Below are 20,699 nucleotides of genomic sequence, written 5' to 3' on the forward strand. Positions count from 1 at the left end.
TATGGTAATAGATATTGATTTAAAAGATAAAGCATATAAAGTTTATATAGATGAAGAATTAAAAATAAATAAAGATTATGTAATTTTAACTAATACAACTTTAGAAAAACTATACTTAAATGATGTTTTACAAAAAATAGGAAAACAACCAAAAGCGATAATAGTTATACCAGATGGAGAAGAATACAAAAATCAAGAAAGCGTTAATTATATTTTAGAAGAATTATTTAAGGCTGAAATTAGTAGAAGTGATTTGCTAATTAATCTTGGCGGCGGGGTAATTAGCGATATTGGTGGCTTTGTAGCTAGTATTTATAAGCGTGGAATAAAACATATAAATATAGCTACAACCTTACTTGCTAGTGTTGATGCAGCAGTAGGTGGTAAAACAGGCATAAACAATGCTTATGGTAAAAATCTAATAGGCACATTCAAGCAACCTAGTGCTGTTTATATTTTCACAAATTATTTTAAGACTTTAAAAAAGGCTGAATTAAGTGCTGCTATGGCTGAAGTTATTAAAATGGCTGTTTGTTTTGATTTGGATTTTTATAACAAATTAAGTAAATTAAGTTTTGATGATATTTTTGATAATATCTTAGAATTTGTAGAAAAATCAATAAAAATTAAAGCAAATGTGGTAATAAATGATGAGTTTGAAGATAATCTTAGAATGAAACTAAATTATGGTCATACTTTTGCTCATGTTATAGAAAATGAGACGAATTATAAAGGCTATTTACACGGAGAAGCTGTTGCTATTGGTATGGTTATGGCTAATAAATTGGCTTGTAACTTAGGTTTAATTTCAAAAGAATTTGAAATAAGTATTTTAAATACTTTAAAGAATTTTAATCTACCTACATTTTATAAAATCAATTCATCTTCTAAATTCTATGAAGGATTTTTCCAAGATAAAAAAACTCTAAGTGGAAAAATCAACTTTATTTTACCTAGCAAAGAAGATTTAAGCATTATTAAAAATGATATTTCAAAAGATGAAATATTAAAAGTTTTAAGGGAATTTGAATGAGATTTTTATTAGCTTTTTTTGTTTTTGTAACTTTTATTTATGCAGAAAATACAGAAGAATTTACAAAAAACCTTGAGGGCGTGTATTCTGTCAAAGAAAAATTGCATATTATAAATAATGAATTAAAAGACAATATCACTATAAAAAATTATAAAAATTATCAAGAATATTTAAGATTAAAAAATGAATTAAAAGAAGCAAATGAAAATTTATTAAAAGCTAAAAAAACTCAAAAAGAACAATTAGAAAATACCATAAAATCACTTGAAGATAAACTAAGTGTATTAAAAGATTATGAAAGCTACAGCGTAGTAAAGTATTTAAATCTACCAAGTGAGCCTACTGAATATAAAAAGATTTCAAATATTTATTTAGTTATTGAAGGTTTATCAGAGCGTAAAGAATTAGCTAATGAGAAAAAAGAATATGAAATAAAATTAAAAGATTTTACTACATTAGTATCTAAAATAGATAAGAAAACAAAGCTTTTACAAGAACTATATGACATTGAGCCAAGTGAGAATTTAAGTCAAGAATTAGTATATTCTATAAAAGAATTAAATGATTATAAAAGCGCTTTAGAAAATATCACAAATGCTTTTGAGATATTTAAAGTTAAGGCAAATAACACAATTAAGCTTATAAATAACGATATAAAAAAGCAATATGATAGTGCTATATTTTTTATAGCAATTATTATTTGCATATTTATTGCTAGGTATTTATTAGGTTTGATGCTTAGAAAATATGTTGATGATAAAGATAAAGTTTATACTTCTTTTAAGATTTTAAATATTTTTACTTTTATTATTGTTTCTATGTTTTCTATATTTTATTTTGTTGAAAATATAAGCTATTTAGTAAGCGTATTAGGATTTGCATCAGCTGGTCTTGCTATTGCTATGAAAGATATGTTTATGAGCTTACTTGGTTGGGCCACTTTACAATTTGGTGGTGGCTTTCATGTAGGTGATAGGGTAAAGGTTAGTAAAAATGGAGTTACTTATGTAGGAGATATTATTGATATTTCTTTACTTAAGATGACTATATACGAAGATGTTACATATACTACTTTTTTGACAAATCGTCGTGCTGGAAGAATTATTTACATACCAAATCACTATATTTTCACAGAATTAATATCAAATTATAATTATTCTTATATGAAAACCGTTTGGGATGGAATAGATATAGTAATAGATTTTTCAAGCAATCTTGAAAAGGCAAAACAAATAATTTTAGAATCAGCTAGTTCTCATACTCAAGCATTCAGCGATAGTGCAAAAAAAGCAATTCAAAAAATGAGAAATCATTATCAAATGAAAAATTCAGGAACAGACCCAAAACTATTCGTAATGCTAGAGCAATACGGGATTAAAATATCTATTTGGTATATGACAAATTCAAGAGAAGCTCTTAAAATGCGTTCAATAGTAAGTGAAGAAATTATTAAAAGATTAAAAGCAAGTGATGATATAAAATTAGCTTTCCCATCACAAACTATTTATATGGATAAAAGAAATAATCAGCCATTTTTAAAGGATAATAATGAAAATATATATTAAAACTTTTGGTTGTAGAACCAATATTTACGATAGCGAACTAATCAAAAGCTATATAAAAGATAATGAAATAATAAATGATGAATTGCAAGCTGATATGATAGTAATTAATTCTTGCACGGTTACTAATCAAGCTGATTTAGGCTTAAAGCAATATATAAGACATATTAAAAATCATAATCCAAATACTAAGTTCATCTTAACAGGTTGTGCTGCAGCAAGTATTGGCAAAAGCTTATATGATAGCAAAATAGTTGATGGTGTAATGGGTGCGTCTTTAAAATCAAATATAAATAAGTTTATACTAAATCCAAAGGAATTTGATTTAGGAAATTTAAATTTCATAGATGAAAAAATAGTAAGCAATTACGAAAACCACACAAAAGCATTTGTTAAAATCCAAGAAGGCTGCGATTTTGCTTGTTCTTATTGTATTATTCCTAGTGTAAGGGGCGGGGCTAGAAGCTTAAAATTAGAGCAAATTATAAATCAGATAAAAACCCTAGCTAATAATGGTTATAAAGAAGTAGTTTTAACAGGCACAAATATAGGTAGTTACGGAAAAGATTTAAATCTATCTTTAGCAAAATTGCTTAAAGAAATTAGCAAAATAAATGGGATTAAAAGAGTTCGTTTAGGTAGCATTGAGCCGGTTCAAATTGATGATGAGTTTAAAGAATTATTAGACGAAGATTTTATTGAAAAACATCTTCACATAGCCTTACAACACACAAATGAAAAAATGCTAAAACTAATGCAAAGAAGAAATAAAGCTTATAAAGACTTAGAATTATTTGAATATTTAGCTAATAAAGGCTATGCCTTAGGCACTGATTATATAGTAGGTCATCCAGGTGAGAGTGATGAAATATGGGCTGATGCTATTGATAATTTTAAGAAATTTCCAATAACTCATCTTCACGCTTTTGTGTATTCTAAAAGAGACGGGACAAAAAGCGTAGAATTAGCAAAGACTTTAGGCGAAGTTGATAAAAATATCTCAAAGCAAAGATTAAACGAGATTAAAGAAATTACTAGATTAAAAAATTATGAATTTAGAAAAAATCAAAAAGATTTAATAGTATTAGTAGAGCAGTTTAAAGACGGCTATTATCAAGGATACGACCAATATTTTAATTTAATTAAAATCAAATCAGATAAAGACTTATTAAAAACTTGGATAAATATTAAAGATTACGAGGTAGAAATTGACAAAAATAAAGCCATTTACTAAAAATATCAAAATAATAATCGCTTGCATAATTCTTGCAATTATAGCTTTAGGAATATTTTCGCTAAGTAAAAAAGAGCAAAATATATCTTTAAACGAGTTTTCATCATTAGAATTAAAAAATATTTCAAATGCTTACATTTATGAAAATATGCTTTATTTTTCAATAAATGATAAAGATTATAAAATTCTAGCTGATGAAGAAATAATCAAAAAAATCTTAAAATTCAAAAGCGTAGAAAATAAAACAGAATTTGATTATTCAATAATTTTAGTTTTTATTATGATAATAATTTTTATTTATTATCTAATATACTTAAGAAATCTTAGCACAAAACAAGGCATATCAAATCATCCAATTAATAATGTCTTAAAGCCTGAATTTAGATTTGTTATCAAAACAGATAGTAATTTTAATGATGTTATAGGTCAGTTTAAAGCCAAAGAAGAATTAAGAAAATTAAGCTCTATTTTTAAAACCAACAATCCTTGTTTAATAAAAGGAGTTTTATTAACAGGTGCTAGTGGAGTAGGTAAGACTATGTTAGCAAGAGCTTTAGCAAATGAGTGTGGGGTTAATTTTTTATACCAAAGCGCAAGTAGCTTTAATGAAATTTTTGTAGGTCTTGGAGCAAAAAGGGTTAGAGAATTGTTTGCAAATGCTAAAAAATTAGCACCTTGTATAGTGTTTATTGATGAAATTGACGCACTTGGAAAGCAGCGTGGAAATGCTTTAGCAAACGATAGTGAAAATACACTTAATGAATTGCTAACTCAAATAGACGGCTTTGCAGAGCTTAAAAATGTCTTAGTAATTGCTGCTACAAATAGAGCTGATGTTTTAGATATAGCTTTACTTAGAAGATTTGATAAAAAAATTCATTTTACCTTACCAAATTATAGCGACAGAATAGAATTCTTTAAACAACTTATTAAAAAAGATTTAATAAGTTCTGATTTTAATTTAGATTATTTAGCTTATATTTCAAAAGGTTTTAGTGGAGCTTCTTTTAAAAGCTTAGAAAATGAATTGTTACTAAGAGATAGATTAAGCGAAAGAGAAATAATAAATGAAATTTTAGTGATAAAACACGGCATTAGCGAAGATTTAGAATTAAGCGAAAACGAGCAATATATTCAAGCTATTTATCAAGCAGGTAAAATCACTATGGCAAAGATTTGTGATGCGAATTTAATTTATGCTAATTTATTTACATTTGAGTATTTTTATCCAAACGAGCATATAAAATCATTTTCAGAAATAAAAAACGAAATCAAAATTCTTTTATCAGGAATGTTAGCAAATGAATTATTTTTAGGCGAAAATTACAATAATTTTTCTAAAGATAGAGATAAAATACAAGAATTAAGCAAATTTTATGTGGAATTTGAAATATCATCTTTAGAAGAAGAATGTAAAGAATATTTAAAAGCTTATGAAGAAGAGATTAAAAATACAGCAAATGAATTGCTTTTAAATAAAGAAATATTTTTTAAAGGATAAAAATGGATATTATAAAAATAGGGATAATTACGAGTTCAGATAGAGCAAGTGCAGGAGTTTATGAAGATATTAGTGGAGCAGAGATTAGAAAAATTATGCAAGAATATTTATTAAATGAAATTGATTTTAAATACTCATTAATCCCTGATGAAGAAGAACTAATTACAAATGAGATTATTAAAATGGCTGATGAATTTGAATGCGATTTGGTATTTACCACAGGTGGAACAGGACCAGCTTTAAGAGATGTTACACCAGAAGCAACAAAAAAAGCAATCGAGCGTGAATTACCAGGCTTTGGAGAATTAATGCGTGCAAGCTCACTTAAGATTGTCCCAACAGCAATCCTAAGCCGTCAATTAGCAGGGACAAGGGGTAAAACTCTAATAATTAATCTTCCAGGTAAGCCAAAAGCAATTCGTGAATGTATAGAGCCTATTTTTCCTGCGATACCATATTGCCTAGACTTAATGAATGCAAGTTATATAAATGAGAGCGAAAATGCACCAAAGGTATTTAGACCTAAAAGTAAGTAAAAATATTCAAAAATGCACATAAGTGCAATAATTATTTAATAAAAAAAATTATAATTTAGAACTTTAATTTTTTAAGGAGAATAATATGAATAGGAAAATTGTGTTTTCATTAGTATTATTATCGGCTTTTTCTTATGCAAATGCAGAGAATAGAGTGGAATTACAAATAGGTATAGTGGATACTGATAATGCAAATCAGCATAGTAATCACTTAAATAAATGTATTAATTCTGTGCCTGGCAACAGAAGTGTTGATGGCTTAAACGATTGTGCTAAGCTAAGAAAGATGAACGATAAATTTTATGTTCAATGTTTTGCAAACCCAGATATAAGTGATGATACTTACAAAATTTTGTCTGAAAATTCGAGTTATTTCCATTTAATAAATATCTTAACTCAAAAAGGCGATGTTGTTAAAAACCCAGAAAAGGTTAGATATGAAGCATTAAGACAATGTGGAGTTAGCTATTTTGATGCTAGAATGTATTCAGCTTATAAAATGGCTGTTAAATATACACCTTATGAAGAAGCTACAAAATTTGTTAATAGCTATAGAGATAATGTTATTAAAAAGAAATTAAATGAAATTAAAAATACAGACAAAGAAGTATGTAAAAAAGTTTTTGAAGCAGAATTGAATTATATAAATAATTCTCAAAAAGGCTTAGATGATATTGATTACGACCCATATTATGCTGCAGTTGGTTTTAGAACACCTGAAGTTCAAAATTTTTCATCTAGTAAAACATTTTCAACTAATGTTAAGTTAAAATCAGATTTAGATGGTAATGATAAGAAAAAGTTTATAGAAGAATATTATAAAGAATTTCATGCAAATACAACAGGTAGAGTTATAGTTTCAAGTAGTCCAACTGTTATTAATAGTCAATATTTAGTGTATTTATTAGACCAAAATGAGTTTGCAGGTAGCAATGGTTGGGTATATAGAAACTTTTCAAATGTTGTTGGTGATAAAACAAATGCAGGTGATATTCAAGGAATGAAAGGTTGTTCTAGTTTATCAAATGTTAGTTTAACAACTTATAGTATTGCTTCTTGGGACGTTAATAAATTAATTTTTGTTAATGAAAATTATAATAACTCTGTAGTATTAGGTGTTTGTGATGTTTATAATAAATATTTAGAATTAAACAATAATCCTAATACTTTTGCTAAAGACAGAGCTTTAGAAGCTATAATTTTAAAGAATTCAAAAATTAAACCTTTTGATTATGGTGATTTGCTATCAGATTATAATGATAATAAAAATGGCAATCGTGTGAATGATTATGCCGGTGGTGTTAGTAAGTGCTATAATTATGATTTAGAGCATTATTCATCACAATATTCAAGAGCTAATTATTTTGATTATTTAAATCAAGAAGATTTTAGAAAAGATGATGCTAAAGAGATTGTAAGAAAAAATTATGTGTTTAGTATTCACAAAAATAACACTACTAGAAAAGGTATTGTTTTAGGAGATGATGATACTTATAATTTCAGTGTAAATGTTAGACCTTCATTTGTAACTAACAAACAATATAATTCTCAAGGAAAAGGGTCTGTTGTAACTACACAAGTATCAAATCTAGCTGTTAAATTTATCCCTGATGCTAATTATTATCAAATAACAAATGAAGCAAATCAAACTGATAAAAAAGATAGCAAACCTTTAAAAGTTACTAATTTAGATGATGTATATATTGCTTTAAATAATAGTAAAACTCCATTTAACGCTGAAGATAGAAAAGCAAATAATATTTCAGTTAAATATTATTTAACAAGTTTTGAATTAACAAAGCAAAGAATGGCAGATGCGAATGGTGCAGTAGATTCTAAAGAAGAAAAGATTTCGGTTAATTCTGAATATGAATTAGTTCAGAAAGAAAACATAACTGGTTTTGGACTAAAATTTACAAAAGATACGTTCAAAAAACTAGCTAAAATTGATGATAATGATTTATTAAAAGGTAATGTTTATAAATTCACATTTAAACCTTTAGAAATTGTAGAAGAAATTACCGAAACAAATAGAGAAGAAGTATGTCCATCAAGTGGTGCTTGCAAAATTCAAGAAAAAACAAGAAAATTTAGAAGACCAATGTTTCAAGCTTCAGGTGTTGATATTGTAAAAGGTGCTCCAAAGGGTAGTGTAGAAATTATCTTAGGTCATAGCGAAATGCCAAATGGTATTAATTTTGGAACAGCTTATAATAATATTGATGCTACTAAAATATTAGAAAATAATAAAATTGCTTCAAATACAAAGGTAGCTGATAAGATTTATACAAGAACAAGTAGTCAAGATATATATTTAGGCTTTACAAAACCAGATGTTAAAGTTCTTTATAAACAATACATTAAGTTTTATAATGGTTCTGATGAGTTAAATGCAGATATTTATAACGGAACTCAAAAACTTTCAAAATCAACTACAGAATGTAAAGGTTATTATCCAATTGATAACAAAATGGTTTTACATTTAAAAGATAAATTAGCTGTAAATCAAAATTATCAATTTAGATACGAAATTGCAGAATACGATAGCACTTTTGAAGAATGTTCAGTATTAGGCGATAGAAGTTCAAATACATTCTCAATTAGACCAGATAGCATTACTTATAAAGTAGGCACACTTGATACATTTGATAAAAAAGCAGGTAAAGAAGATAAAAAATATCCAAACAATAATGTAACTTTCACTGCGGATTTAAAAGATGATAGATTTGGAATTAGTGTTGCAGAATTAAAAGTAAGTGATTCAAAAGGTAGTGTTAAGAAATTCTATTTAGAAGATAAAAACTCAGTTCAATTAAATCAAGTTGGCTCAAAAGCTGCTAGTAGAACATTTGTTGATTTTAATAAAACAAATGGTAATTTTGATATAAAAACCGTGTTTCCTTTAGTAACAGACGCTCAAATAGCATTCTCTGAAAATAAATTTACTATAGGAGATTTAGAGCAAGATTTATGCGTAAATTCTAATGTTGCTGTAGATATTACTAATGCTAATAAGATTAATTCAGATGGTAAAATTAACTGCCAAACTCCAGGTAATGAACTTACTGTTAATTTTATAGCAGATGAGACACTAGGCTTACAAATTGATAATACGAATATGGCTATTAGACCTTATTTAACAAATACAAGCTTTACTAATTATGTTCCATTTAGTGATAATGACTCTGAAAGATTGGCATTACCATTGCAAGTAGCTAATAAAAATACTAATAATTATTTTTATAAAAAATTTGCTAATGATGACGCAACTATTAATATTAATTTAGGGTATGACCCAACACCAAATGTAAATAAAGTAATTATTAAAGCTGATTCAGAAACTTTAGGCGTAACAGCTACAAGTGGAACAAAAGGTGGATTTAAGGTAACTGGATTAAATAGTGGATTTGACAATGCTTTAAGTTTAATTGACCCAAGTGCTAAACTAAGCACCTATGATGATAGCAAGTTTAGTGCAAAAGAATTTGGTAAAATTTTAGTTAAAATTGGTTATCCAAAATACGATGGCACTAAGCCTAATTTAGACCCTAAATTCTTAATAAAATCTGCAGAAGCAGAAATTAAGTTTAATGGTGGCGGTAGTTTAAATGTAAGTAATTTATTAACAAATCCTTATGAGTTTGCTTTCACAGGTTTATTCTTTAAAGATTTAAATAAAAACACAGGAACAACTCGCAAAATTAGTGAAACTGACGCTTGGGTATTTAAATACGATAATAATAAATTTGTAAAAATGGATTCTAAGAATTTAAGTAATTATTCAAAAGTATATAATGATGCTAAAGGTGGATTTAGCTTTATTTCTGATTATTCTAAAAAAGAAATACCTGGAGATACTTACGAAGTTCCAACTAATTTAGAAAACAACCAATATATAAAAGATACTTTAAGATTTAGAGTAAAAGATAAAGCATTTAGCTATCTTGATTCTGACGCTACATTTACAATTGAATTTGTAAAATAATTATCTAGCCCTTAGTTTATCTAAGGGCTTTTATTTTTAACATATATTTCTTATTAATTTATTTACTATTTTTTAACATTATTTTAACTTAGCATAAATAGAATTAGCGATTTTAATTATTAAAATATTAAAGGAGCTATATGAAATTATCTTACAAAATTACTTTATTTGCTTTTGTTTCATTACTGATTATTAATTTAAGTGCTATTTTAGTAGCTAGTAAAGGTATGAATGAATTAGACAATATCGCTCAAGAAGCTCTTGATAATATGAGTGTTGATGATGCGAAAAAAACAGCAGTTAGTATTACTAGCTTAATTACTTCAATGTCTAAAAAAATTCATTCAACAAGTGAAAATCAAGAAAGTTATAATAAAAATATTCTTACATTTTTAAGTGAATTAGACTTAAAAAATCGCTCTGTTAATTTATTTGTAATTAATAAAAAAGGCGAATATGTAATGCACTATCTAAAAGATAGAATTGGCGAAAATGCTTATAATAAAAAAGATTCTAATGGTAAATTATACATACAAGAAATAATTCAAACAGCAAATAATGGTGGTGGATTTGTAACAACCCATATGAAAGCTGATAAGACAAGACCAGAAAGAGATGTGGTGTATTATGTAGAAAAAGATAGTTTCAATGATTATGTATATATAAGCGTAATTTACTTAGTAGAAGCTAAAGAAGAAATAGCAGAAATTAGTGCAAAAGTATTAGATAAGAAAAATGAAGTTGTTTTAAACTATTCTGTATTTGCAGTTATTTTATGTATTATTATTCTTGCTTTATGGCTGATTGTTATTAGAATTTGGATTAGCAAACCATTAAATGAACTAACCCAAAAAGCTTATGATTTATCTAAAGGAGATGGGGATTTAACTAAACTTTTAGAAATAAAAGGCAAAGATGAAATAGCAAGTGCTAGTAAGGCTATAAATGATTTTATAGGCAAGATTAGAATTTTAATTAACGAAGTAAAACAAATATCTTATGAAAACAAAACAATAGCAGCCGAGCTTAGTAGTGTTAGTATGCAAACAGGAAAAAGAAGTGAAGAAAGCTTTAATATAGTTGAAAATGTTGTTGAAGAAGGTAAATCAACTAAGGATAGTTTATCATCAGGTATAAATAGTGCTAATGATAGTAAAAATGAACTAAGAGGTAGCACAACTAGTATTCACGAGACCATTAATGCTATTAATTCATTAACTAATCAAATAAATCATAGTGCTGATATAGAAAGTGCTTTAGCTAGTAAGATTGAGCAATTAAGCCGTGATGCTGATAATGTTAAATCTATTTTAGAAATAATTAATGATGTAGCAGACCAGACTAACTTACTTGCATTAAATGCTGCAATTGAAGCAGCAAGAGCAGGAGAGCATGGTAGAGGATTTGCCGTAGTAGCTGATGAAGTAAGAAGTTTAGCTGAGAGAACTCAAAAAAGCCTTAGTGAAATAAATGCAACAATAAGCGTTATAGTTCAAGGTATTAAAGATGCAAGCGAGCAAATGAGTGATAACTCTAAGCAAATTGGCAATCTAACAAATGTTGCAAATGGTAGTGAAGAGCTAATTAAAAATATGGAACAAAAATTAAAAGAAGCAATAATTAGTAGTGATAAGACCGTGGATAATTATATTAACGCTAGCAAACAAATTGAAGATATTTTAAATGAAGTTTCGCAAATTGCAAAAATTACTAATGAAAACGCAAGAAGTGTAGAAGAAATAGCAAAAGCTGCAAGTCAATTAACTAATATCAGCGAAGAATTAGATAAAAAATTAAGCGAATTTAAATCATAATATATTCTTGCTAAGATTTTGTATTTAAGGAGTTTTAATGTCTTGGATATACTTAATCTTAGCAGGTGCTTTTGAGATTGGTTGGCCTATTGGCTTTAAATTAGCTAGTAATGGCTCAAAAATATGGATAGTGTTTTCTATAGTATCAATGGGGCTTAGCGGGTTATTTTTGTATTTAGCGCAAAAAAATATTCCTATCAGCACAGCTTATATTGTATGGACTGGTATTGGTGGGTTAGGAACGGCTTTGATTGGGATTATGGTTTTTAATGATAGTATTAGCTTTTTAAAACTTATGTTTTTAAGTCTTATATTAATAGGGTTAGTTGGAATTAAAATTGTAAGTTGATATTAAAAAAGATATATTTTAATAATTTGTTTATTTTATTAAATCTTATAAATATTTATATAACTTAGAATATATTTATATAAAATATTTAAAAATATTTTTAATTTTATAAATACCCCCCCCCATTTTGTTAGTAATTGATTAACCTTTATATATTGATTTTTAACTATAATAAAGCATTTTTCATTTATTTTTTAGGGGAGAAAATGAATAGAACTATAAAATTATCTTTAATAACTTTTATATTAGTGGGGGGGGGTAATTTAGCTCTTGCTGATGTAGTAACAAATGCTACCAATAGTGGATTAATTAGTCCATTAGCTAATAATCAAGTAACTATTAGCAAGGGTAATATAGTTAGTAATACATACACAAGTCCTACTGATATTACTTTTAATAGCACTTCAACAGGTAGTGTTATAAATTTAGGAAATAATAATGAGACCCATATAATTAATAATGTTAATATAAATGTTATTCATACTGATGGTAGGATTTGGGTTAGGGGTGATGCTACTTTAAATAATATGAATATATCTAAGGTAAGTAATTCAAGTCATGGCTTTATTGTTGATAATAATGCGAATGTAAAAATGGTAGGTGGAAGTTTAAAAAATATTGCTATTAATTTAGGTAGTTTTAGCGCAAACGGTTTACTTAGTCTAGATAAAGTATCTTTAGAGAATATTAAATATGGTTATAATACAGATAAAGGTGTTGGTTTAACTATTTTAAATTCTACTATAAAAGATAGCGATTTTAAGCACAATACTACTATAGATAATTCTGTATTATCTGGTACCATAAAAGGAAATATTACGCTTGTTAATAAAGTGGATTTATCTAAAGCTACTATAGATACTACTGATTTAAAATTGAATAATATCGAAGTTAAAGGGCTAGGAAATGATAAATCAGAATTGAAAGCAAGTGGTTTAATAACCACTTTAGGAAATGTTATGTTGAATAATATTTCAATTGCCAAAGCTAATTCATTAACCGGTAAAACACACCATATAACCATAGGTAATGATAAAGAAGGAAATAATACGAATATAGTTATAAATGATAGTATTCTTATAAATACAGCTATAAATCGTTATACAAATAAATATACAAATACAGCTTTAACCATAAATAAAAGCTTAGTAACTAATGTTAATTTTGGTAATGCTGATTCTGGGCTTGAAAATGTATTTATAAATGATAGTATTATTAATAATACAGATAGTAATGTAAGTATTAACAAAGGCGATAATAAAGGAACTTTTTATTTTAAAAATTCAGAAGTAAATAGCGTTATAAATGGTGGAATTCTTAATTTTGATAATTCACAAGTTAAAGGTAATATTAGTGGTGAGCTTAATTTTACAAATAAATCAAAAATTAATGCAACTATTAGCAGTGGTAATATTACTTTAGATAATTCAGAAATAAGTGGAAGTATAACTGCGAGTAATTTAACTGCTACAAACGGCTCAATTATAAATAGTAACTCTACTATTAGTGGAACTACAAATATAAGTGATAGCACAATAAAAGCTGATATTTCAAGTAAGAATTTAAATATTACAAATTCAACTGCTAGTGGAACTGCTGATAAAAAATTAGATATACAATCTACCGGAAATCATATGCAATTAAATGGGGTTACATTTAGCGATGTTGCTCTTAGTTCTGGCAATAATAGAATTGATTTAAATGGAGATAATACCTTTAATAGAATTTTAGTTAAAAATGAAAATATAAAAGGAACAGGTCATCATATAACTTTGGGTAATAATGCTAGTGCTACATTTAATGATAGTGAATTTATAAATACTGCTATTAATAATTACTCTTGGACTTATAACAACACGACTACTTTTAATAAATCAAAATTTACTAATACTTCAATAGGTTCAGCTAGTGCAGCATCTACTTCTAAAGTGTATATAAACGATAGTGAAATCAACAATACAGATACTAATGCAACAATAGGTGGTGGGACTATTTATCTTACTAATTCCACAATAAATAGTGATTTTACTGGTGGTCATATATATTTTGATACTAAAAGTAAAGTAACAGGCACTTTAAAAGGTTCTAGTTTTCATTTAAACAATATTACTAAATCAGCAATTAATGATAATATTAAGTTAGAAAGTGGAAATATAATTGCTTATGAAAGTCTTGAATTAGATGGTAAAAAGGATTTCATAAAAGAAAATACGGATTTAAATTTTTTAATTGAAAATAATTCGGAACTAAGGCTTAATAATTTAAATATATCAAATACGGAAATTAATTCTTGGAAATATAATAAAGATGAATTGACAAATAATAAATTATATATATCAAATTCTACTTTAAATGAAGTTGGGATTGGCTCAAAGGTTAATGGTGCTATTAAATATCTAACCGATTATTTAAGTTTAGATAATGTTGATATAAACAATACTCAAGCAAACAAAACTATGTATGCAAAAGTAATTGATATTAAAGGTGGTAATATAACAATACCTATGATTACTACTCTGCATCAAATTTATGCAAAAAATACAGATGGAAGAGATTTTTTCAATGTAAATAAAACTGATACTTTTATCAATGTAGATAATGCAGTGATTAATTCAAATATAGAAACAGGCGAACTTCATCTTAAAAACAATTCAGTTTTAAATGGAAATATTCAAGGAACTCATAAAGTTTATATAGATAATTCTACTCTTAATGGAAATATTACAAAAGACAATAGAAATACTTGTTATGAGCAAGAAGGCTGCACCGGAGAAATAGAAGATGTAATCATCACAAACTCAACCATAAAAGGTGATATAAACGAAGTAGGTAATGTAAGCTTAACTAATACTAACCTAGAAGCTTCAAATGTAATAGTAAAAAATGATATTAGCATAGATAACTCAACTAGCACAGAAGCAAAAACCATCACAGGAAATTTCAAAGTAGGCAATGACTTTAAATCAAGCAATACAATCTTTAGTGGAGATATAACTGCAAATAAATTATTAAGCGATGAAAAAAGCACTTTTCAAGGTCAGGTTAGTGCTGATAGCATAAGTGCAGTTGGTTCTATATTCAAACAAACTCTAACTATTACAGGCGATAGTAAAAACAATGTCTTAGATAAAGCTACATTAGAGCAAGGCATAGTAATTGATAGTAAAGGTGCACAAGTAAGTGTAATAAATGGCTCAGAAATCAAAGGAGAAATAAAAAACGAAGGCTTTATAAATGTAGAAGAAGGCTCAAAGGTATCAGAAAAAGTAACAGGTAGTGGTATTTTAAAAACCGATGGAGCTTTTTATGAAGATAATGTAAGTATGGGTAAGATTGAAGGAGAGAACAATACCTTTAAAGGCGATGTAATTATTACAAATACAAATACCGAAGTAAAAGCTGATAATAATACCTTTTTAGGCAATGTATCAGTAAATAATGGTAAACTTAGTGCTACTACTAATAACAACTTTAAAGACATTAATGCTAATAATATTGATTTTATAAACGATGATATAAAAACAACCGATGAAATAAAAGCTCAAACAATAAAAGTAGATGATAAGCTAGTAATTAAAAATATAGATTTAAAAACAACTTCTATTAGTGCAAACAAAGGAGAGATTACAAACTCAAATGTATTCTTAAATAATACTAATGAAGGCTCTAAAGATACTAAAGTATTTTTAAAAGGTAAAGATGATAATGCTAGTAGTGTATATGATAAAGCAGAAATAACAAGTGGAGATTACACTATAGAAAAATCAGCTATTAAAGGTGGTATTAGAGCTAATACCTTAACTACAACTAATTCAAAAATAGTAGGGCAATTAGCAGTAAATAATCTAAACGCTACTAATTCTACATTTTATATAACAGGTGGTGGATATAACACTTCTTTATATAATCACTTTAGTGGAGCAATCATTGCAAGATATGGTGCAAGTGGCTTTAATAATATAATTAATATTTCTAATACAAACTTAGGCTTATTAATTAATGGCTATGTTCCTATTGCAATTATTAATAATACTAACAACTCAAATACTACTAATTCAAATTCTACAAGAGCTGATGCAATAGCTACAACACCTAAAGTAGTTAATAAAGACTTCTTTAAGGTAACTTATACAACACCTATTTCAAGTGTATTATTATCACCTAATCTAGTTCATTATACAACTATGCAAGATGAGAATGGAACTAAAGAAGTTTGGAGTGTAGGTTTAGCTGGTAAAGAATTAAGTAAAGATGAAATCCAAGCAATAATTGATGGTAAAGGCAATGTTAATTACACTACAACAGAATTAATTAATAAAAACTATAAAGATTATTTTATGAGTGAATTATTAGACGATAATACAAAAGCTGAATTAAAAAGCATAATTAATACACCTTATTATGTAGCAAAAAATCAAGCAGAGATTTTAAATGATAGATTTACTTATCTAAGAGATGATATTAAAAATCACGGCTTTTGGGTGAATAATTCATATAATTATTTAAAGACTAATTATAATGATTTAAGAAACAAAGGCACAAGTGTTGGTATAGATAAGAATATAAGTTTGGATAGATTTAATCTAACTTATGGAGTATTTGCAAATATTTCAAGATTAGAAATAAATAAAGCTTTAAGCTCTTCTACTAATGTAAGGTCATTTGGAGCTTATGCTTCTACTAATTTTTATAATGGAAGCTTTATTGATTATTCTTTAGCTTATGTAACATTAAAAAATAAATTTGAAGCTAAAAAGATTGATTTATATACTACTAATTACTTAGACTTATATCAAATAGGTTTAGGCTTAGGACATAGATTTAGTATAAATAATAATTACTTAGAGCCTAATATTAAATTAATAGCTACTAGATATAAGGACTTAGACTTAAAAGGAACTAATGCAAGTATAGAAACTAAAAAAGGTCTTCAAGCTAGTATAAAAGCAGGAGTTAAAGCAGGGGTTGAGTTTAACAAAAACTTTAGCTTAGTTACTGAATTACAATACTTTAAAGACCTAAATGCTCTTTCAAAAAGTAAAGTAGTAGCTCTTTTAGAAAACAATTTTAACAATATCCAAGATAGTGGCTTAAATGCTAAAATAGGATTTTTAGTAAAACCAAATTCTAAACTAGACATTAATGCTGATTTTACAAAGAATATTTCTAATGAGTTTGATACAGGATATAGATTAAACTTAGGATTTAGCTATAAGTTTTAATTAGAACTTTATAAGTTCTAATTAACTTAGCTTTATTCTAAATACAAAGCTATTTCATCTGATATTAAATAGTTTTTATTAAATACTTTATTATCTTTTATAAAAACCAAATCTTTTAAATCATCTAATTTCTTTTTATCTTTAATAAGATTAATATCTACTCCTACATTTGATCTAAGTCCTAGAAAAATGCTTTCTAGTCTAATGTCATTTGGGCTTAAACTTTCTTTAATCCTAAAATATGGATTTGCTATATATTCATTTAGGTTTGAACTTGCTGTATAGCGAATATTATCGCTAGTGCCAACGCTTGAAAGTCCAATGCCTAAGTAATTTTCTTTACTCCAATAAGCTTTATTATGAGAGCATTCATATTCGCTAGAACTTGCAAAATTACTTATTTCATAAGCTTTTAACCCGATTTTTTGCAAATTTTCATAAAAATAGCAATTTAACTCATCATCTTTTTGAATATACTCGGTTTTATTTTGAAAAGGGGTATTATCTTCTAAAATTAAAGTATAAGCACTAAGATGATTTAATTCTAGGCTTTTTATGACTTTTAATTCATCATTTAGCATATTTAAATCATCTAAATAAGTGCCATAAATTATATCTATACTAAAAGATATTTTTTCATTTTTTAATAGTTTGATTTTTTCTATAGCTTGTTTGCTAGAATGAGCTCTGTTTAAGAATTTTAATTTCTCATCATTAAAGCTTTGCACCCCAACGCTTATGCGATTTAATCCATAATTACGCATAGTATTAAGCCAATTTAAGCTTAAAGAATTTGGATTTGCTTCAGCACTGATTTCTGTATCATTATTAATATAAGGCTTTAATAATTTAAAAATATTTTCATAGTATTTTGCGTCTATAAAGCTTGGAGTTCCACCTCCAAAATATATGCTTTTTATATCTTTAGAAAATGGTAAAAACCTTGCTAAATCTAATTCTAAGGCTTTAAAATATTCGTTTATTTTTTGCTGATTTGTAAAACTAGCAAAAGAACAATAAGAGCATTTGCTAGCACAAAATGGAATATGAATATAAATTCTCATTTTATGCTTTGAAATTTAATAAATTTTCGCCTAGTTTAGCGATTTGCTCATCTATCATTTTGATAGCATTATCAAGAGTTTTATTAGCTAAACTCATATAATCATCACCGAAATTAAATCTTTTTAAAGCTTCATTAAAGCCACTTAATAATCCATCTTTACCTAATCTTAGTTTATTAGCATCATTATTTGCATTTTTTAGGATTTGCTCTGCCATTCTTTTTGCAGTATTTTTTGAACCAAATTCTGCATTATCTAATAATAAATTTTTAGCACTATTGCTATCTAAATTATCTTTAACTAAATCTTTAAAATTATTTAAAAATTCTTTAATATTACCCCTATTATTTGCAATTTCGTTTAAATTACCTTGAATGCTAATTTCTGTGATACTAATCTCAAAACTCATTGCAAAAAAACTATCATTTTCGCCTTTTGCTGTGAGTTTGTCTAATTCTTCGTTGCTAATATTTACGCCGTAGTTTTTTAAGCTATCTTTAATGTTTTTTTGTGCTTCATCTTTACTACTAAAAGAAGCTGCTGCTTGATAAGATAAAGTTATATTTCTAGCACTTATTTGCATTTTTTCTCCTTGAAAATCATAAGCTTCATATCGGCAAAAAATAATTATTTCTTTAGTAAAAATGTTGCTTTTAATTAAATTTTTCTTGATAGTATCGTGTGAAATTAATTTTAGGTTATTTGATGAAAAAAAGATTTAGAAAAAATGTAGCAGCTATTGTTTTGTCTCAAGAATACCCATTAAATTGTAAAATTTTAGTGGCTTTAAGACTTGATATTGATGTTTGGCAATTCCCGCAAGGTGGTATTGATGATGGAGAAAGCCCAAAAGAAGCATTAATAAGAGAGCTTGAAGAAGAATTAGGCACAAAAGAATTTGAAATCATTGCTGAATATCCTGAATGGTTAAGCTATGAATTTCCTAACGAAGCTGTTAAGAAAAAATATAATTTTGATGGGCAAACTCAAAGGTATTTTTTAGTTAAAGTAAGAGATAATAACTTGATTAATTTAAATACTAATGAACCTGAGTTTAAAGAGCATCTTTTTGTGGATTATAAGGATATAAACCCTTATATTAATCATTTTAAAAGACCACTTTATACCAAAGTTTTAAAGTATTTTCAAAAAGAAGGATTTATAGGATGTTAGTTGTTCAAAAATACGGAGGCACAAGCGTTGGCAACCTTGAACGCATAGAAAATGTTGCAAATAGGGTTATTAAGTCTAAAAAGACTTATAAAGATATAGTTGTGGTAGTTTCTGCAATGAGCGGTAGAACAAATCAATTAATTGATAATGCTAATTTTTATTCAGAAAGTCCAAATAAAAAAGAATTAGATATGTTGCTTTCTTGTGGTGAGAGAGAAACTGCTGCTTTACTTGCTATTGCACTTATGTCAAAAGGATATGATGCGATTTCTTTAAGTGGTAAAGAAGCTGGGCTTTTAACTACAGATGATTATACAAACGCAAAAATCATTGATATTGATGCAACTAGAATTAAAAAAGAACTTTCAAGTGGAAAAATAGTTGTAATAGCTGGTTTTCAAGGGTATGCAGCAAATGGAAATACTACTACACTTGGTCGTGGGGGAAGTGATTTGAGTGCTGTTGCTTTTGCAGGGGCTTTAAATGCTGATTTGTGTGAGATTTACACAGATGTTGATGGGGTTTATACTACTGATCCAAGAATTGAGCCAAAGGCTAAAAAACTTGATAAAATTTCTTATGAAGAAATGTTAGAACTTGCTAGTTTAGGTGCTAAAGTTTTACAAAATAGAAGCGTTGAATTAGCAAAAAAATTAAATGTAAAATTAGTTACTAGAAGTAGCTTTAATGAAAATAGTGGAACAATTATAACAAGCGAGGAAAAAATGGAACAAGCATTAGTTAGTGGAATAGCATTAGATAAAAATCAAGCAAGAATAGTTTTAAGAAGAATTGAAGATAAGCCAGGAATTGCTGCTAGTATTTTTACAACTTTAGCAAAAAAAGACATTAATGTTGATATGATTATTCAAAATGTAGGTCATGATGGAACTACTAATTTGGGTTTTACCGTGCCACAAAATGAATTAAAAAATGCAAGTGAAGCTATGAGAGAGCTTTTAGGTAGTGATGTAGTAATAGAAAGCGATAGCGATATAGTTAAGGTTTCAGTAGTTGGAGTTGGTATGAAAACTCATTCAGGTGTTGCTAGTGCTGCATTTGAAGCATTGGCAAATGAAGGTATTAATATACAAATGATTTCAACAAGTGAGATTAAAATTTCTATGATTGTTAGCTCAAAATATGCTGAATTAGCAGTTAGAACACTACATAAAGTTTATAAGCTGGAAGATTAATGCAGGATTTTTTAAGTTTTGTAAAAGACT

The 20,699-nt window shown here is 27.0% G+C and carries 13 protein-coding genes; 11 read left to right on the forward strand and 2 right to left on the reverse strand.

Annotated elements, in window-relative coordinates; all coding sequences use genetic code 11:
- The first annotated feature begins 1 nt into the window (after position 1).
- From aroB to AVBRAN_RS04165, 9 genes are all read left to right on the forward strand, one after another.
- Positions 2-1,033: a 3-dehydroquinate synthase gene (aroB, locus tag AVBRAN_RS04125; protein WP_214118405.1), complete on the forward strand. Its 1,032-nt coding sequence runs from the start codon at positions 2-4 to the stop codon at positions 1,031-1,033.
- Positions 1,030-2,598 (forward strand): mechanosensitive ion channel domain-containing protein, encoded by a 1,569-nt coding sequence (locus AVBRAN_RS04130; protein WP_214118407.1) that lies wholly within the window; start codon positions 1,030-1,032, stop codon positions 2,596-2,598. Before aroB ends, AVBRAN_RS04130 begins: the two co-directional genes overlap by 4 nt.
- A complete protein-coding gene (gene mtaB, locus AVBRAN_RS04135) occupies positions 2,576-3,829 on the forward strand; it encodes a tRNA (N(6)-L-threonylcarbamoyladenosine(37)-C(2))-methylthiotransferase MtaB (RefSeq protein ID WP_239803724.1) in 1,254 nt (417 codons plus the stop codon). Before AVBRAN_RS04130 ends, mtaB begins: the two co-directional genes overlap by 23 nt.
- A complete protein-coding gene (locus AVBRAN_RS04140) occupies positions 3,804-5,330 on the forward strand; it encodes an AAA family ATPase (RefSeq protein WP_239803623.1) in 1,527 nt (508 codons plus the stop codon). Before mtaB ends, AVBRAN_RS04140 begins: the two co-directional genes overlap by 26 nt.
- Positions 5,331-5,332: 2 nt before the next feature.
- On the forward strand, positions 5,333-5,866 hold the full coding sequence (gene mog / locus AVBRAN_RS04145) for a molybdopterin adenylyltransferase (protein WP_214118414.1): 534 nt from the start codon (positions 5,333-5,335) through the stop codon (positions 5,864-5,866).
- An 85-nt stretch (positions 5,867-5,951) separates the two neighbouring features.
- Complete coding sequence (locus tag AVBRAN_RS04150; RefSeq protein ID WP_239803624.1) at positions 5,952-9,851, forward strand: hypothetical protein; 3,900 nt, start codon at positions 5,952-5,954, stop codon at positions 9,849-9,851.
- Positions 9,852-9,991: 140 nt separating this feature from the next.
- Positions 9,992-11,665 (forward strand): methyl-accepting chemotaxis protein, encoded by a 1,674-nt coding sequence (locus AVBRAN_RS04155; protein ID WP_239803625.1) that lies wholly within the window; start codon positions 9,992-9,994, stop codon positions 11,663-11,665.
- A 37-nt stretch (positions 11,666-11,702) separates the two neighbouring features.
- Complete coding sequence (locus tag AVBRAN_RS04160) at positions 11,703-12,014, forward strand: multidrug efflux SMR transporter (protein WP_214118419.1); 312 nt, start codon at positions 11,703-11,705, stop codon at positions 12,012-12,014.
- Between the two features lie 206 nt (positions 12,015-12,220).
- The gene (locus AVBRAN_RS04165; protein WP_239803626.1) at positions 12,221-17,236 is read left to right on the forward strand and encodes an autotransporter outer membrane beta-barrel domain-containing protein; all 5,016 of its coding nucleotides are present in this window, start codon (positions 12,221-12,223) and stop codon (positions 17,234-17,236) included.
- A gap of 32 nt (positions 17,237-17,268) precedes the next feature.
- On the opposite strand, the gene hemW is transcribed toward AVBRAN_RS04165, so the two are convergent.
- Both hemW and AVBRAN_RS04175 read right to left on the reverse strand, forming a co-directional pair.
- On the reverse strand, positions 17,269-18,300 hold the full coding sequence (gene hemW / locus AVBRAN_RS04170; RefSeq protein WP_239803627.1) for a radical SAM family heme chaperone HemW: 1,032 nt from the start codon (positions 18,298-18,300) through the stop codon (positions 17,269-17,271).
- Position 18,301: 1 nt separating this feature from the next.
- Positions 18,302-18,883 (reverse strand): hypothetical protein, encoded by a 582-nt coding sequence (locus tag AVBRAN_RS04175; protein ID WP_239803628.1) that lies wholly within the window; start codon positions 18,881-18,883, stop codon positions 18,302-18,304.
- Positions 18,884-19,005: 122 nt separating this feature from the next.
- Here AVBRAN_RS04175 and AVBRAN_RS04180 point away from each other — a divergent pair, with 122 nt between their 5' ends.
- Together AVBRAN_RS04180 and AVBRAN_RS04185 are read left to right on the forward strand one after the other, a co-directional pair.
- Positions 19,006-19,473, forward strand: coding sequence for an RNA pyrophosphohydrolase (locus AVBRAN_RS04180; protein WP_214117753.1), 468 nt, complete (start codon positions 19,006-19,008; stop codon positions 19,471-19,473).
- A complete protein-coding gene (locus AVBRAN_RS04185) occupies positions 19,467-20,669 on the forward strand; it encodes an aspartate kinase (protein WP_214117752.1) in 1,203 nt (400 codons plus the stop codon). Before AVBRAN_RS04180 ends, AVBRAN_RS04185 begins: the two co-directional genes overlap by 7 nt.
- The last annotated feature ends 30 nt before the right edge of the window (positions 20,670-20,699 follow it).

Origin of the sequence: Campylobacter sp. RM12651 (genome assembly GCF_022369475.1) — a bacterium.
Lineage (GTDB): Bacteria > Campylobacterota > Campylobacteria > Campylobacterales > Campylobacteraceae > Campylobacter_E.

What these genes read in the sequence shown, in the direction of transcription:
- aroB (WP_214118405.1), top strand. Translation starts at nt 2, where the DNA reads ATGGTAATAGATATTGATTTAAAAGATAAAGCATATAAAGTTTATATA.
- AVBRAN_RS04130 (WP_214118407.1), top strand. Translation starts at nt 1,030, where the DNA reads ATGAGATTTTTATTAGCTTTTTTTGTTTTTGTAACTTTTATTTATGCA.
- mog (WP_214118414.1), top strand. Translation starts at nt 5,333, where the DNA reads ATGGATATTATAAAAATAGGGATAATTACGAGTTCAGATAGAGCAAGT.
- AVBRAN_RS04150 (WP_239803624.1), top strand. Translation starts at nt 5,952, where the DNA reads ATGAATAGGAAAATTGTGTTTTCATTAGTATTATTATCGGCTTTTTCT.
- AVBRAN_RS04155 (WP_239803625.1), top strand. Translation starts at nt 9,992, where the DNA reads ATGAAATTATCTTACAAAATTACTTTATTTGCTTTTGTTTCATTACTG.
- AVBRAN_RS04160 (WP_214118419.1), top strand. Translation starts at nt 11,703, where the DNA reads ATGTCTTGGATATACTTAATCTTAGCAGGTGCTTTTGAGATTGGTTGG.
- AVBRAN_RS04165 (WP_239803626.1), top strand. Translation starts at nt 12,221, where the DNA reads ATGAATAGAACTATAAAATTATCTTTAATAACTTTTATATTAGTGGGG.
- hemW (WP_239803627.1), bottom strand. Translation starts at nt 18,300, where the DNA reads ATGAGAATTTATATTCATATTCCATTTTGTGCTAGCAAATGCTCTTAT.
- AVBRAN_RS04175 (WP_239803628.1), bottom strand. Translation starts at nt 18,883, where the DNA reads ATGCAAATAAGTGCTAGAAATATAACTTTATCTTATCAAGCAGCAGCT.
- AVBRAN_RS04180 (WP_214117753.1), top strand. Translation starts at nt 19,006, where the DNA reads ATGAAAAAAAGATTTAGAAAAAATGTAGCAGCTATTGTTTTGTCTCAA.
- AVBRAN_RS04185 (WP_214117752.1), top strand. Translation starts at nt 19,467, where the DNA reads ATGTTAGTTGTTCAAAAATACGGAGGCACAAGCGTTGGCAACCTTGAA.